11 protein-coding genes are annotated in these 15,864 nt (G+C 65.2%); 6 read left to right on the forward strand and 5 right to left on the reverse strand.

Annotation, left to right across the window (positions count from 1 at the left end):
- Nucleotides 1-19: 19 nt before the first annotated feature.
- A complete protein-coding gene (locus G6N33_RS00200; protein WP_081662280.1) occupies nt 20-1,354 on the reverse strand; it encodes a fatty acid desaturase family protein in 1,335 nt (444 codons plus the stop codon).
- A gap of 448 nt (nt 1,355-1,802) precedes the next feature.
- Between G6N33_RS00200 and G6N33_RS00205 the strand changes: the two genes are divergently transcribed.
- The gene (locus tag G6N33_RS00205) at nt 1,803-2,678 is read left to right on the forward strand and encodes an NYN domain-containing protein (protein ID WP_044511660.1); all 876 of its coding nucleotides are present in this window, start codon (nt 1,803-1,805) and stop codon (nt 2,676-2,678) included.
- 655 nt (nt 2,679-3,333) lie between these two features.
- A complete protein-coding gene (locus G6N33_RS00210; RefSeq protein ID WP_044511659.1) occupies nt 3,334-4,779 on the forward strand; it encodes a WS/DGAT/MGAT family O-acyltransferase in 1,446 nt (481 codons plus the stop codon).
- Here the strand turns inward: G6N33_RS00210 and uvrA are convergent.
- A complete protein-coding gene (gene uvrA / locus G6N33_RS00215; protein WP_044511657.1) occupies nt 4,776-7,703 on the reverse strand; it encodes an excinuclease ABC subunit UvrA in 2,928 nt (975 codons plus the stop codon). The genes G6N33_RS00210 and uvrA overlap by 4 nt on opposite strands.
- Before the next feature lie 120 nt (nt 7,704-7,823).
- Between uvrA and G6N33_RS00220 the strand changes: the two genes are divergently transcribed.
- A complete protein-coding gene (locus G6N33_RS00220) occupies nt 7,824-8,501 on the forward strand; it encodes an MBL fold metallo-hydrolase (protein ID WP_044511656.1) in 678 nt (225 codons plus the stop codon).
- A gap of 52 nt (nt 8,502-8,553) precedes the next feature.
- Here the strand turns inward: G6N33_RS00220 and G6N33_RS00225 are convergent, their stop codons facing one another.
- Nucleotides 8,554-8,997 (reverse strand): universal stress protein, encoded by a 444-nt coding sequence (locus G6N33_RS00225; RefSeq protein ID WP_044511654.1) that lies wholly within the window; start codon nt 8,995-8,997, stop codon nt 8,554-8,556.
- Nucleotides 8,998-9,321: 324 nt separating this feature from the next.
- Here G6N33_RS00225 and G6N33_RS00230 point away from each other — a divergent pair, with 324 nt between their 5' ends.
- The gene (locus G6N33_RS00230; protein WP_044511652.1) at nt 9,322-10,902 is read left to right on the forward strand and encodes a mannosyltransferase; all 1,581 of its coding nucleotides are present in this window, start codon (nt 9,322-9,324) and stop codon (nt 10,900-10,902) included.
- A 38-nt stretch (nt 10,903-10,940) separates the two neighbouring features.
- Entirely contained in the window at nt 10,941-11,660 is a 720-nt protein-coding gene (locus G6N33_RS00235) for an MgtC/SapB family protein (RefSeq protein WP_044511650.1), read from the forward strand.
- Between the two features lie 71 nt (nt 11,661-11,731).
- Here the strand turns inward: G6N33_RS00235 and G6N33_RS00240 are convergent, their stop codons facing one another.
- Together G6N33_RS00240 and uvrB are read right to left on the reverse strand one after the other, a co-directional pair.
- Nucleotides 11,732-13,123 (reverse strand): MFS transporter, encoded by a 1,392-nt coding sequence (locus G6N33_RS00240; RefSeq protein WP_044513342.1) that lies wholly within the window; start codon nt 13,121-13,123, stop codon nt 11,732-11,734.
- A gap of 25 nt (nt 13,124-13,148) precedes the next feature.
- On the reverse strand, nt 13,149-15,305 hold the full coding sequence (gene uvrB, locus G6N33_RS00245; RefSeq protein WP_044511648.1) for an excinuclease ABC subunit UvrB: 2,157 nt from the start codon (nt 15,303-15,305) through the stop codon (nt 13,149-13,151).
- Nucleotides 15,306-15,365: 60 nt separating this feature from the next.
- Between uvrB and G6N33_RS00250 the strand changes: the two genes are divergently transcribed.
- On the forward strand, nt 15,366-15,854 hold the full coding sequence (locus tag G6N33_RS00250; RefSeq protein ID WP_044511647.1) for a hypothetical protein: 489 nt from the start codon (nt 15,366-15,368) through the stop codon (nt 15,852-15,854).
- Nucleotides 15,855-15,864: the final 10 nt, after the last annotated feature.

The following is a 15,864-nucleotide window of genomic DNA, read 5'->3' on the forward strand; positions in this document are numbered from 1 at the left end:
TGCCGGATTAATTTCCCCGTCAAACTCTGATCAACAATTCGGGTAAATCTGCTGAAGCAGTCGCCATCGCGAGCGTCGCGCAATGCTTGCGTGCCAGTGGTTTGAGCAACACACCATCTCGATGCGCCATCTTCCTAACCGATGCGATCGCTGTTTTGAGACCACGGCGACGGCCTGTCTCCGGATCGATGCCGCTGAAATCGGGTGCCAGTTGGGCGAACATCCGCTCGCTGCGGGTCTCCGCGGCGTCGTCGGCGGTATCGCGCAAGTACTTGTTGGGAAGGGACAGTTTAGCGATGGTGCGCCACGTCTTGGCGCACTGCACCAGGAAGGAGCCTGTGGTGTAAGGCAAGTCGTACCTGTCGCACAGTTCGCGCACTCGTCCAGAGATCTCGCCCAACCGATTGCTCGGCAGATCAGGGTACAGATGATGCTCGATCTGATAGCACAAGTTGCCACTCATGAACCGCAGCGCTGGACCCGCGCCAAAATTGGCACTGCCCAGCATCTGGCGCAGGTACCAGTGGCCCCGCGTCTCACTGCTCAGGTCGCTCTTGGCGAATTTCTCTGCGCCATCTGGGAAATGCCCGCAGAAAATCACCGCATCGGCCCAGACGTTGCGTATCAGGTTGGCCACCACGTTGGCTTTCAACGTCGACTTGTAGGTCGCCGCCGGCGACAACGACGTCAGCGCCGGGAACGCGACGTAATCCTTGACTAGTTGCCTGCCGGCCTTCGCGAAGAATTCGCGGGCGAGCTCAAGGGTTTCGATGCGCTCCGGCCCAGGCTTCAGAAGCTTGCCCAAATCGATGTTCTGCAAACCAATTCCCCACTCGAAGCCAAGAGCGAGGATTGCATTGAACACCAGGTTGCCGACGTTGTAGGGCTTCCACGGCTGATCTCGGGTAACGCGAAGGAGGTCATAGCCGACATCGTCGTCCATGCCGAGAATGTTGGTGTACTTGTGGTGCCGATGGTTATGTGCGGATATCCAGTGCTTGGACGCCGCAGTCATGTCCCATTCCCACGCCGAGGAGTGGATCTCCGGGTCGTTCATCCAGTTCCATTGGCCATGCATGACATTGTGGCCGACCTCCATGTTCTCGATGATCTTTGCCAACGCGAGGGTTACCGTCCCCGCCCACCACGTCGCGCGTTTCGAACTAGCACCGAGCATGAGCCGGCCGGCCAGCTCGAGGGCGCGTTGTGCGGCGATGGTCCGATGGATGTAGCGCGCGTCGCGCTCGCCTCGGGAGGCCTCGATGTCCAGCCGGATCGCGTCAAGCTCAGCAGCGAGGGCCTCGATGTCGGCCTCTGTGAGGTGAGCGAAGGCCGGAATATCAGTGATCGCCATAGTTTTTGTCCTTCCGGGGGCAGGTCCACCACGGTCAGTAGGGACAGCAGCGTAGCTGCGGGTGCGGGCAACCGAAGGTGCACCCTCGACGACTTCCCTGCGATATTCGCCTGGGGTGGCTTGTGCGCCCAATGAGATCGCCGGCCAACGCTATTCAGCGAAGACAAAACTGGTTGCAACCGGAGCGTCGGCTGGCTGAGTCGACCAGCCGCGCCGAGTAACTCTGACTCCTTAGCAGTAGAGGCCGCGGACCCCGTCAAACGCCCGATAATGCGCCGGCGACAAAGAGCGGGGTCCCGAGCACCAAAACCAACGTGGGCTTGGTTGAAAGTCTGAACACCCAACACGCTACACGACTTGGGCTTGATGGGTTGGACGCGGTGGCGCACCATGACCGGATGACAGCTTTTGATTCGCTGAGCCCCGAAGTCCGGGGGATGAACACAGGATGACGGAATCGGCCACCACCCGCGTCGCCGTCTACCTCGACTTCGACAACATCGTGATCTCGCGCTACGACCAAGTCCACGGGCGAAACTCCTTCCACAAGGACAAGGCCAACGGCCTCGAAACGGATCGGCTGCAGTCGGCGACCGTCGACGTCGGCGCCATCATCGATTTCGCGTCATCGTTCGGCACACTCGTGCTGACCCGCGCCTACGCGGACTGGTCCGCCGACGTCAACGCCGCCTACCACGGTCAACTGGTGGGCCGCGCAGTCGATCTTGTTCAGCTCTTCCCGGCCGCTGCTTACGGGAAGAACGGGGCGGACATCCGGCTAGCCGTCGACGCGGTCGAAGATATGTTCCGGTTGCCCGATCTGACCCACGTGGTGATCGTCGGCGGCGATTCCGATTACATCGCGTTGGCTCAGCGGTGCAAGCGGCTAGGTCGCTACGTCGTAGGTATCGGTGTGGCCGGTGCCAGCAGCCGGTCACTGGCAGCGGCCTGCGATGAGTTTGTCACCTACGACGCGCTGCCCGGAATATCCACGCAGGAATCGCGCGCGGCCGAACCGAAGGGGCGGGCACGGCGCTCCAGTGGCCGCGACGCCGACGACGACGCGGTACCGGCCGATCCGCAGGCGGCGGCCACCGGGTTGCTCGAACGCGCGCTGCGCATCGGTCAGGACAAAGACGACGCCGAGTGGCTGCACAACTCGGCCGTCAAAGCCCAGATGAAACGGATGGATCCGTCGTTCAGCGAAAAGGCTTTGGGTTTCCGGTCTTTCAGCGACTTCCTCAGGTCCCGTGGCGACCTCGTCCAGCTCGACGAGACGAGTACCACCCGTTTGGTACGGTTACGCGGCGATACTGTCTCGTAGTCCGCAGTTCCCGGATCGCCGTTGCCAGCCCGCGTCGTGGCGCGCCCGGGATGTCGAATCGTTGCGATTCATTCCGAAACCTCTGCTCGGAACGCAGTCTTGGGCGCATCGTCAGAGGTAGCGGTTAGAACCGAATCCGGCAGAGCTAGTTTGCAGGCGGTGCGTGCCGTGAGCAGGAATTGGCGATGCACTGGGCCGGTCGTGTACGGCAGGTCGCAGGTGACACACGCCGTTGACGCTCAACGCAATTCGCGCGCAGCGGCGCGAGGCGTTCGCGCGGCGGTGCACCTAGGAGAAAGAGTTTGCAATCCCAGCATTCTGGGTCACGTCCGATCTATTGGTGGTCGCTTGCGCGCACAACACGAGAATGGGGGCGAAATCAGCTAACAAAACGTGTCGCTCGGCACCAGCCACCTGTTTTGGGTGAGTGGCGACACGCAACGCCACGCCCGGTGCGAAACGTAGTGGCCCGAGAGGCAGCCGAACCGTGTGGTCGACCCGCTGCGATCATCCCCCGAGCGTAGGGTGACCTCAGAGGCTACATGGCTCGCCCAATATGCGGCTATGCGCATGACCGCCGACGCTGACATGAATTTCGAGCCTGGCAAGGCGACCGGCCTGCGCGGGCCGCAACAGCGAGCGCGAGGGGAAGCCAATGCGGCAACTGAGTTGGACCGACGACATGATGTTGCGCGCGGAGACGCCGGAGGCGCCGATACAGATTCAGCTGCTGCTGATCTATGACTCGTCGACCGCCCTGGGCGGCACAGTGACGTTCAAGGCGATCCTCGAGGAACTCGACGCCCGATTGCACCTCGCAGATGTCTTCCGGCAGCGATTGACGGAGCTACCCGGCGGTTTCCATCGGCCCTATTGGGTGGACGACCCAAGCTTCGACCTCGACTACCACGTCCGCCAGATCGGGTTGCCGGAGCCCGGCGACTGGCGGCAACTCTGTATCGAGATCGCGCAGCTGCACGCTCGGCAGATCGACCTGCGGCGTCCTCCGTGGGAGATCACCATCATTGAGGGACTCAATAGCGTGCCCGGGGTACCGGAGGGCTCGTTTGCGATGGCGTTGAAACTGCACCACTGTGCGGTCGACGGCATGGCGAGCGTGCAAATGATCGCGGCATTGCACGATCTTGCCGCCGACAGCCCGCGTCCCACTGGACCCGACAACCCCTGGCAGCCTCTTCGGCTTCCTTCGACCGCAGAATTGCTTTCACGCGGAACCCTCAACGCTGCGTTGTATCCATGGCGCACGGGTAGGGTTTTGGGCACTAACGCCCCCAAAGCGGTCCGCGGCTTGATCGGTCTGCCGGGCAAGGTAATTGGAAGTGCCGTACGCGCCGCCGCGCGTGGCGTTGTACCGTCGTTCGCGCCGACAACTCGCTTCAACCAGGCGCTCTCGTCGAGCCGAGTCTTCGAGGCTCGGTTCCACGATCTCGCAGATTTCAAGAGGATCAAGGCCAGCGTCCCGGGAGCGACGATCAACGACGTCGCACTGGCCTACGTCGGTGGAGCACTTCGTGCGTATCTCAAGGGCCACGGTGAGCTTCCCGAGGAATCGCTCGTCGCGGCCTGCCCGATGTCAGTACGCAAAGCGGGCGATGAGACCAGCAAGGGAAACAACCTATTCGGCCGGCTACAAACACTCGGAACCGACATCGCTGATCCGCTTGAGCGTCTCGCCGCCATCGCGGCATCGACCGCGGGGAGCCGCGCCGAGGCGGAATCGACGGCCACCACCCAGCTCATCGAATTGATTGGCACACTGCCAACTTCACTACTGGGGATGACAGCGAAGGTCGCCAGCGCGCTCCCGTTCTCCGGTCCGACGATCGCCAACACAACGGTCACCAACGTTGCGGGTCCCAGCGAGCCGCTCTACTTCAGCGGTGCCCGACTCCTCCGCGCCGCCGGGCTCGGACCGCTGGTCGGCGGCGCGAATCTGATCCACGTCGTTGCCAGCTACAACGGGATCTTGTCAATCAGCGCTACGGCGGATCGTGACGCCCTGGCCGATCCGGCCAGGTATGCCGCATGCATGGAGGGCGCATTTCAGGAATTGCTTTCCGCGGTAGACGCGGACGATTAAGCACTCACTTTGCGGCGCCGGTTGGGGCGCGGCTTGGCCGGCGCCGGCGCAGCGCTGCGGCCGACGACCTCGGCGAGAAACTTGCCGGTGTAGCTTTCCGGCACCGCAGCGACATCCTCCGGAGTGCCCTCGGCAACCACGGTGCCGCCGCCGGCACCGCCCTCGGGACCCATATCGATGATCCAGTCCGACGTCTTGATCACGTCCAGGTTGTGTTCGATCACCACAACCGTATTGCCTTTGTCGACAAGGCCGTTGATGACGTTGAGCAGCTTGCGGATGTCGTCGAAATGCAGCCCGGTGGTGGGCTCGTCGAGAATGTAGATGGTCCGGCCGGTCGAGCGCTTCTGCAGTTCGGACGCCAGCTTCACCCGCTGCGCCTCACCCCCGGACAACGTCGGCGCCGGTTGCCCCAACCGGACATAACCCAGACCGACGTCGACGAGGGTACGCAGGTAGCGATGGATTCCGCTGATCGGTTCGAAGAACTCCGCCGCTTCCTCGATCGACATGTCCAGCACTTCGGAGATCGTCTTGCCCTTGTAGTGCACCTCCAGCGTTTCCCGGTTGTACCGGGCCCCCTGGCACACCTCACAGGGGACATACACGTCGGGCAGGAAGTTCATCTCGATCTTGATCGTGCCGTCGCCGGTGCATGCCTCGCAGCGGCCGCCCTTGACGTTGAACGAGAATCGCCCGGGTTGGTAGCCACGAACTTTCGCCTCGGTGGTCGCGGCGAACAGAGTGCGGATCTTGTCGAACACCCCGGTGTAGGTGGCGGGGTTGGATCGCGGCGTGCGGCCGATCGGCGACTGATCCACCCGCACCAGCTTGTCCAGGTGGTCCAGGCCGGTGACCCGGGTGTGCCGGCCGGGAACCTGCCGGGCGCCGTTGAGCCGGTTGGCCAGCACGGCCGCCAAAATATCGTTCACCAGTGTCGACTTGCCGGAACCCGACACACCGGTGACCGAGGTCAGAACGCCGAGCGGGAACGCGACGTCGATGCCGCGCAGATTGTGCTCGCGAGCCCCGACAACGGTGAGCTTGCGCTTGTGATCAACCGGACGTCGATGTGGGGGCGTGGCGATGCTTTCGCGGCCCGACAGGTAGGCGCCGGTGATGGATTCCTTGTTGGCCAACAGCTCCTGATAGGTGCCGCTGTGCACGATCTGGCCGCCGTGCTCCCCGGCGCCCGGCCCGATGTCGACGACCCAGTCGGCGTGCGCGATGGTGTCCTCGTCATGCTCGACGACGATCAGCGTGTTCCCCAAAGCCCTTAGCCGCGTGAGGGTTTCGATCAGCCGACGATTGTCGCGCTGATGCAGCCCGATGGACGGCTCGTCGAGAACGTAGAGCACCCCGACCAAACCCGAGCCGATCTGGGTGGCCAACCGAATGCGTTGCGCCTCACCGCCGGACAGCGTGGCCGCCGCCCGGGACAGCGACAAATATTCCAGCCCCACGTCGAGCAGGAAGCCCAGCCGCGACTGGATCTCTTTGAGCACCTGCCCCGCGATCGCCTGCTCGCGAGGGCCGAGGGTGAGCGCGTTGAGGAAGTCGGCGCAGTCTGAGATACACAGGTCGCTGACCTCGGCGATGGACTTGGCAGCCCGCTCCCCCCCGAACTCCCCCGTCAGCGTCACCGCCAGGATCTCCGGCTTGAGCCGGGTCCCGTCGCATACCGGGCACGGGATGTCCCGCATGAAGCCCTCGTACCGTTCCTTCATCTGCTCGGATTCGGTCTGCTCCATCTTGCGTTGCAGGAACGCGAGCACCCCCTCGAAATCCGCGTAGTACGAACGGGTTCGGCCGTAGCGGTTGCGGTACCGCACGTGGACCTGGTGATCGGAGCCTTCGAGAATCGCCTTGCGCGCCTTGGCCGGCAGCTTGCGCCACGGCGTGTCGACATCGAATCCGAGTTCCTCGCCGAGGCCGGCCATCATCCGGGTGAAGTATTCCGCGGTGTGCCCCGCCGACCACGGTGCCACGGCGCCCTCGGCCAGGGTGCGGTCCGGGTCCGGCACCACCAGATCGGGATCGACCTCCTTACGGATGCCCAGGCCCACACATTCGGGGCAGGCGCCGTAGGGCGAGTTGAACGAAAACGATCGCGGCTCCAGGTCGTCGACGGCCAGCGGATGTCCGTTGGGACAGGCCAGCTTCTCGGAGAACCGCTGCTCACGTGGGTGGTCGTGCTCGTCACGATCGTCGGGAAACTCCAACACCACGATGCCGTCGGCGAGGTTCAGCGCGGTCTCGACCGAGTCGGTCAGCCGTTGCTTGGCGGCGACCTTGACGGTCAACCGGTCCACCACGACCTCGATGTCGTGCTTCTCCTGCTTCTTCAGCTTCGGCGGGTCCGTCAGCGGATGCACCACTCCGTCGACCCGCACCCGGCTGTAACCCTGCGCGTTCAGCTTGTCGAACAGGTCGGCGAACTCACCCTTACGGGTGCGCACCACCGGGGCGAGCACCAGGAATCGGGTGCCCTCCGGCATCGCCAACACCTGATCGACGATCTGCTGCGGCGTCTGGCGGGCAATCCGCTCGCCACACACCGGGCAGTGCGGGCTGCCGGCCCGGGCGTAGAGCAGCCGTAGATAGTCGTAGACCTCGGTGATCGTGCCGACGGTCGACCTCGGATTTCGGTTCGTCGATTTCTGGTCGATGGACACCGCCGGTGACAGGCCCTCGATGAAGTCGACGTCGGGTTTGTCCATCTGCCCGAGGAATTGACGGGCATAGGCCGACAGCGACTCCACGTAGCGGCGCTGCCCCTCGGCAAAGATGGTGTCGAAGGCCAACGACGACTTGCCCGATCCCGACAGCCCGGTGAAGACGATCAGCGAATCGCGCGGCAGGTCGAGGTCGACGCCGCGCAGGTTGTGCTCGCGGGCGCCCTTGATGATCAGGCGGTCAGCCACGCTGCCCCTCTCCTGGTGTGTTGCTGGCTACCGGCGGCTACTGCGCACGGCGCATTCCATGCTAGGTGCCCCCACCGACAAGACACCCATCCCAATCCGCGGACCAGTAACCTGTCGCACATGCCCATCGTGGACGACAACTACACCGGTCACGTCAATCCTGGTACCGCCGCCCGTCGCACCCTGCCCGGGGTCACGATCGTCAAAGCATCGGTCGGCCCCATGGACAACAACGCGTACCTCGTGACATGTTCCGAAACCGGCGAAACCCTGCTCATCGACGCGGCCAACGACGCCGATGTACTGCTCGACCTGATCGGCGAGCACGCACCGAAGCTCTCGCTGATCGTGACCAGCCATCAGCATTTCGATCATTGGCAGGCCCTGGAAGCTGTCGCCGCGGCCACCGGTGCGCCGACGGCGGCCCACCAGATCGACGCCGAGCCGCTGCCGGTCAAACCCGATCGCTTGTTGGCCCATGGCGACACCGTGCAGGTCGGCAAGCTGACCTTCGACGTGATCCACCTGCGCGGCCACACGCCCGGATCGGTGGCGCTCGCCCTGGACGGCCCGGCCACCGGCGGGGTGACGCAGCTGTTCACCGGGGACTGCCTGTTCCCCGGCGGGGTGGGCAAGACCTGGCAGGAGGGCGACTTCACGCAGTTGCTCAACGATGTCACCAGCCGGGTCTTCGAGGTGTACGCGGATTCCACCGTCGTCTACCCCGGTCACGGCGACGACACGCTGGTGGGTACGGAACGCCCGCATGTCGACGAGTGGCGCGAACGGGGCTGGTAGGCCCCGGGTTCGATCGATGCGACGCGGCCGACGGCCGATCAGCGCGACCCGGTCAGGAGGTGGTGTGCACGATCAGCACGTCGACGGTAGCGCGACGGGAGACGTTGGCCGGCACCGAACCCAGCAGCCGGCCCGCGATGGTGCTGAGCCCGACGTTACCCACCACCAGCAGGTCGGCCTTCTCTTCGTCGGCGAGGCTGACCAGCGCGTCCACCGGGGCACCGACGATCGGGCGCTCCTCGATGTTCTTCGCGCCGGCCTTGTGCGCCCGCTCCTTGGCATCCTGCAAAATCGCGTAGATCGGGGCGGTGCCCGACACCTTGTAGCTCTCTTCTTTCAAGACATCGGCGGCCCGGCCGTCCTGAGGCTGGGGCAGGTAGGCGGACGCGATGATCAGCTTGGCATCGGCCCCGGCGATGGTGGCCGCCCGTTCCACGGCACGCAACGATGAGTCCGAGCCGTCCGTCCCGACCACCACAGTCCGATAAGCGGACATTTGCCCTCCCAGTGTCGTTTGCCCAGGCCAACCCCAAGACAGTAGCGCGTTGTCCGATCTAGATGGGTCAGATTAACAACACATCCGCGGCGTGGCGCAAGGCTTCATCAGCCCTCGTTGAGGGTCGCCACGCTGCGGCGATGGGGTCCGGTGCCGATACTGACGCGATGGCATGCCGCTGTTTCGGCCCGAACGCGTTGCGTGACGGCCGTTTCCACACACGACGCATCCGGCGGGCACCACAGGTCCGCGAGCCGATCCTCCAGCGCGACGAGATTCGCCGGTGACCAGGTTCATTCGGTGCGCCCTAAAGTGACAAGCAACATGGCTACGCCCGCGCTTGAGCAGAGTATCCCGGATATCCCGGATGTCGATCCCGGGACCGGGCCCGTAGCAACGCGCGGCAGGTTGCTCGACCCGTGGCTGATCGCGGTGCTCGCCACCGTCGTCAGCGGCGCCTGGGCCAGTCGGCCGTCGCTGTGGTTCGACGAAGGCGCGACGATCTCCGCCGCGGCCAGCAGGACGCTGCCCGAACTGTGGCGACTGCTGGGCCACATCGACGCCGTGCACGGCCTCTACTACCTGCTGATGCACGGTTGGTTCGCGCTCTTTCCACCGACCGAGTTCTGGTCGCGATTGCCCAGCGCACTGGCCGTCGGCGCCGCCGCCGCCGGGGTCGTGGTGTTCACCCGCCGATTCACCCCGGGACGCGGGACCGCAGTGTGCGCGGGCGTCATCTTCGCGATTCTTCCGCGCACCACCTGGGCCGGGATGGAAGCTCGTTCGTATGCCCTGTCGGTCGCCGCGGCGATATGGCTGACGGTGTTGCTCGTCGCCGCAGTGCGGCGAAGCCGGCCCCGGTGGTGGGTCGGCTACACGGTTGGGTTGATGATGTCGATTTTGTTGAGCCTCAACCTGATCCTGCTCGTGCTGGTGTACGCGGCGATGCTGCCGATGTTGACGCGCGGCGGGGCGCGCAAGTCGCCGGCGCTGTGGTGGGCGGCTGCCACGGCCGTCGCGTTGGGCGTCATGACCCCGTTCGTGGTGTTCGCCCACGGGCAGGCGTTCCAGGTGAATTGGCTGTTCCCGGTGAGCTGGCACTACGCGTTCGACATCACCCAGCGGCAGTATTTCGATCACAGCGTGCCGGTCGCGGTGCTCAGCGCCGTCGTCATGGTGGCCGCGATCGCCGCCCGACTGGCCGGGGCACCCGCCCCGGCCGGTGACATGCGACGCCTGGTCATCATCTGTGTCGCGTGGATCGTGCTGCCCACCGCCGCGGTGGTGATCTACTCGGCCGTCGCCGAGCCGATGTACTTTCCGCGCTACCTGATTCTGACCACCCCGGCAATGGCGGTGCTGCTGGCCATCTGCGTTGTCACCGTGGCGCGCCGACCGGTGCTGATCGCCGGCGTGGTGGCAGTGTTTGCGGCGGCCGCCGTTCCGAACTACCTATTCATCCAGCGTTGGCCGTACGCGAAGGAAGGCTGGGATTACAGCCAAGTGGCCGACGTGATCAGCGCGCACGCCGCACCCGGCGACTGCTTGCTGGTGGACAACACGGTGCCGTGGCGGCCAGGCCCGATTCGCGCCCTGCTGGCCACCCGACCGGCGGCGTTCCGCCCCCTGATCGACATCGAGCGCGGCGTGTACGGGCCGAAGGTCGGTTCGCTGTGGGACGGGCACGTCGCGGTGTGGCTGACGACCGCCAAGATCAACAAGTGCACGACGCTGTGGACCATCACCAACTACGACAAGTCGTTTCCCGATCATCAAGTCGGACGGGGCTTGCCGCCAGGGGTTTTCGGCCGCGCCCCGGCGTTTCGCTTCCCCGCCTACCTCGGCTTCCAAATCGTGGAGCGATGGCAATTCCACTACTCTCAGGTCATCAAATCGACACGATGACCGGAAAGCGAGAGTGCCGGCGCTAGCTGGTTGACGACATGGGAGATTGGCTGTCGGGCCCGCTGCTGGGCGGCAATGTGCAAAACCTGCGGCACTTCGTCGAGCTCTTCGCGGCGTTCGGGTTGACCGCGCTGATCGGCCTAGAGCGCACCGTGCAGGGCAAGAGCGCCGGACTGCGCACCCAGACCATCGTCGGCACGTCGGCGGCGCTGATCATGCTGGTCAGCAAGTACGGCTTCGCCAATGTGTTGGCTCCGGGCACGGTCATCCTCGACCCGTCCCGGGTGGCGGCCCAAATCGTCACGGGCGTCGGGTTTTTGGGTGCGGGGCTGATTATCACGCGCCGCGGCGCCGTGCACGGCCTCACCACCGCGGCGGCCGTCTGGGAGTCCGCGGCCGTCGGCATGGCGTCCGGTGCCGGCTTGCTGCTGCTCGCCATGGTGGTGGTGCTGCTGCACTTTGTCAGCGCCCTGGCCTTCAGCGCGGTGGAGCGTCAACTGGGAGCCAGGTTGCGTGGGACCACGCGGCTGCAGGTCATTTACGAAAACGGCCGAGGCGTGCTGCGCGAAGTGCTGCGAGTGTGCGGGCAACGCGACTGGCAACTGACCGAGCTCGACGCCGACGCTCACGACATCGACAACGGCGAGGTCCGGGTGACGATGACGCTGTCGGGTTCGCGAATGGGAATGGCGCCAGAGGCTTTGACCGCGATCAACGGCGTCATCGCCGTGCTGCGGGCCGAGGAAACGACGGACTAGGTCAGTGCTCGGCACGGGCCCGTGACGGTCACCGACGCATCGCAGACGGCGATCCCGCGTTTCGTGCGGCTTCAGCGATCCCGCAGGCCGGCCTGGGTGGAGGCGATTACGGCCGTCGCCGCGAGCCCCGCGATCACGGCATACAACCAGCGCGCGGCGCCCAAGTCCGCGCCGCCGGCGTTGTTGACCACTACGCCCGCGAGCCCGGCTCCGAAGGCCGCCGAGATCAACTGGACCGTGTTGATCGCCGCCGCGGCCGCGCTGCCCTCGGCAGGGTCGTCGACCAGGTCCATGGCCCGCATGGACAGATGCGGCCAGGTCATCCCGATGCCGATGCCGGCAATCAACAATCCCCCGGCCCAAATCAGAACGACGCCGAGCGACGCGTCGTCGCGCTGGGTCGCCGCGGTCAGCGCCAGGCCCGACGCCATCACCAACGGCGCCACCGCAACCACCCGACTTACGACGCGGGGGGTGCTCAGCGAGGCGCTGCCCACCTCGGCGATCGTCCAGCCCAACGCCAACGCCGCGCCCAAAAAGCCGGCCTCGACCGGCGTCAGATGCGCCAACCGCTGACCGAACAGCGGCACGTACGTGTCGACCATTACCGCACCCATCTGGATCGCCATGGTCAGGTAGACCCATTTCAACGGTCCGCGACCAAAGACGCTGGGCGGCAACACTCCTGCCCGCACCGTTCGCTCGACGCGAACAAATATCCCGATCAGCACCAGACCAGCGGCCAGCAGTCCCGCGGTGGCGCAAACATTGCGCGGCAACTCCGCGGCGCTGACCGCCAGCGCGGCGCCACCCAGCAATATCAGTGACCACACCGGCACCGGGCTCACCGCCGCCGTCGCCTCACCCGGCACGGCGTTGGTGAGCACGATGAGCACCAGCACCGCCAGCAGTGCGGTCAGGATCGCCATGGCGCCAAAGGCCCACCGCCACAACCCAAATTGCGCAAACAGGCCGCCGATCGCGGGGCCGACCAACGTCGCTACTCCCCACATCGCCGACACCAGCGCCGAGCCGCGGGTCCACAGCGAACGCGGCAGGGTGGTGTTGATCAGCGCGTAACCCAATCCCGCCAGCAGACCACCGGCCACCCCCTGTAAGGCGCGTCCGGCGATCAGAATCTCCATGTTCGGCGCGACCGCACACACGATGCTCGCGACGCCGAAAACCACGAGGCCGGCGAGGAAGGAGGCGCGGGCACCCAGACGCAGGTGCAACGTGTTCACCGTGGCCGCCGCGACCACCGAGCCGACCAGGTACAGGGTGATCACCCAGGCGTAGAGTCGGCCGCCGCCGATTTCCGCGATCGTGCTGGGCAGCAAGCTCGTGGTGAGGAATTCGTTGGTGGCGTACAGCAGGACACCGCCGGCCAGCAGTGTGGAGGTGCCCAGGTACCTGCCGAGCAGCTCGCGCCAACTGCCGACGTCGCTCGCCGTATTCGCCACCACTACACCGTATGAGGTGCCCGGATCACTTCAGACCGGCGGCGTCCATCCCACGCAATTCCTTTTTGAGATCGGCAATCTCGTCGCGGAACCGGGCGGCCAGCTCGAATTGCAGGTCTCGGGCGGCGGCCATCATCTGCGCGGTGAGGTCCTTGATCAGGTCGGCCAGTTCCGCGCGCGGCATATTGGACGTGTCGCGGCCCTCGATGATGCCGGCGCTGACGACGCGGCCCGGCTCACCCTGCGCCCGGCGGCCGCGCGAGATGCTGCGGCCCGAGCCGAGCTCGACAGTCTCGGAGTCGTCCGCCTCTCGGTAGACCTGGTCCAGGATGTCGGCGATCTTCTTGCGCAGCGGCTGTGGGTCGATGCCGTTGGCCTCGTTGTAGGCGATCTGCTTCTCACGCCGCCGTTCGGTCTCGTCGATGGCCTCCTTCATGGAGTCGGTCATCGAATCGGCATACATGTGCACCTCGCCGGAGACGTTGCGCGCGGCGCGGCCGATGGTCTGGATGAGGCTGCGCGACGACCGCAGGAAGCCTTCCTTGTCGGCGTCGAGGATGGCGACCAGCGACACCTCGGGCAGGTCCAGGCCCTCGCGCAGCAGGTTGATGCCGACCAGCACGTCGTAGTCGCCCAGGCGCAGCTGGCGCAGCAGCTCCACCCGGCGCAAGGTGTCGACCTCGGAGTGCAGGTACCGCACCCGGATGCCCATTTCCAGCAGGTAATCGGTGAGGTCCTCGGCCATCTTCTTGGTCAGCGTCGTCACCAGCACCCGCTCGTCGGCCTCGGCCCGCTTGCGGATCTCTCCGATCAAGTCGTCGATCTGCCCCTTGGTCGGCTTGACCACCACCTTCGGATCCACCAGACCGGTCGGCCGGATCACCTGCTCGACGAACTCACCGCCGGCCTGGCTCAGTTCGTAGGGGCCGGGCGTCGCCGACAGGTACACCGTCTGCCCGATCCGGTCGGCGAACTCCTCCCAGGTCAGGGGGCGGTTGTCGACCGCCGACGGCAGCCGGAAGCCGTGCTCGACCAGGTTGCGCTTGCGGGACATGTCGCCCTCGTACATGCCGCCAATCTGCGGCACTGTCACATGCGACTCGTCGATGACCAGAAGAAAGTCTTCCGGGAAATAATCGAGCAGCGTCGCCGGCGGCGAGCCGGGGCCGCGGCCGTCGATGTGCCGCGAGTAGTTCTCGATACCCGAGCAGAAGCCGACCTGCCGCATCATCTCGATGTCGTAGTTGGTGCGCATCCGCAACCGCTGGGCTTCCAAAAGCTTGCCCTGGCTTTCGAACTCGGCCAACCGCTCGGCGAGTTCCTGCTCGATGGTGGAGATGGCCATCGCCATCCGCTCGGGGCCGGCCACATAGTGGGTGGCCGGGAAGATCCGCAGCGAATCGACCTGGCGGATTACCTCGCCGGTGAGCGGGTGCAGGTAGTACAGCGCCTCGATCTCGTCGCCGAAGAACTCGATGCGCACCGCGAGCTCCTCGTAGCTCGGGATGATCTCGACGGTGTCGCCGCGGACCCGGAATGAGCCGCGGGTGAAGGACAAGTCGTTGCGGGTGTACTGCACGTCCACCAGGAGCCGCAACAGCCCGTCGCGCGGCACCTCGGTGCCGACCTGCAATTCGACCGAACGGTCCAGGTAGGACTGCGGCGTACCCAGGCCGTAGATGCACGACACCGAGGCGACCACCACCACGTCGCGCCGGGACAGCAGCGCCGACGTGGCGGAATGTCGCAGTCGCTCCACGTCGTCGTTGATGGAGCTGTCCTTCTCGATGTAGGTGTCGGTCTGCGCGATGTACGCCTCTGGCTGGTAATAGTCGTAATACGACACGAAGTACTCAACAGCGTTGTGCGGCAACATCTCTCGCAGCTCGTTGGCCAGCTGGGCGGCCAGCGTCTTGTTGGGCGCCATCACCAGCGTGGGCCGCTGCAGCCGCTCGATCAGCCACGCGGTGGTGGCCGACTTCCCGGTGCCGGTCGCACCGAGCAGCACCACGTCGCGCTCCCCCGCCCGGATCCGACGTTCCAACTCGTCGATCGCGGCCGGCTGATCACCGGCGGGCTGGTGCGGACTGACGACCTCGAACCTGCCGCCGGCGCGCACGACCTGTTCGACCGCGCGGTATTCGGAGTGCGCGACTACGGGATGTTCGGTGGCAAACGCCATGACCCCAGGGTAGATGGGCGCACCGACAAGTGCGGCGATGCAGGTCTTAGGATCGACTCGATGACGAGTTCTTCTGACTTGGTGGCGGTCGATCTGACCGAAAGAGAACGCGAGTTCATACAGCAAGCGCTGGAGCAATGGGCGCTGTCGGCCGCCGACGCGCCGTTTCCATTCCAGATACTCGGATTGTCGACGTGGGATGAGTTCGGCGACCTCACCGTCCGTCTTAAGCGCGCAGTCACCAACGGCGCGTCACTCACAGACCTGGACTGGGCGCGAGCGCTGTTTTTGACCGAAATCACTTGGGCGAGCGACCTGATTGGGGCGGGCTTGGACTTCGCAACCGTCACCGGATTCTCGGACACCGAAGCGGTGAGTTTGCTGCGCGGACTACAGCGCCGCCGCAAAATCGGTGGCCGTACACGGGCGAAATTGCTATTTCCAAATGGTGGGAGAACCCGCACCGCATCGGAAATAGAGGAAGAGAAGCAATGGGCGGAAAACGTACGCCGCGAACAGGAGGGGCGGCATTATCCCCCCGGTCTGTAAACACGCCCAC

Origin of the sequence: Mycobacterium simiae, from assembly GCF_010727605.1 — a bacterium.
GTDB classification, from domain to species: domain Bacteria; phylum Actinomycetota; class Actinomycetes; order Mycobacteriales; family Mycobacteriaceae; genus Mycobacterium; species Mycobacterium simiae.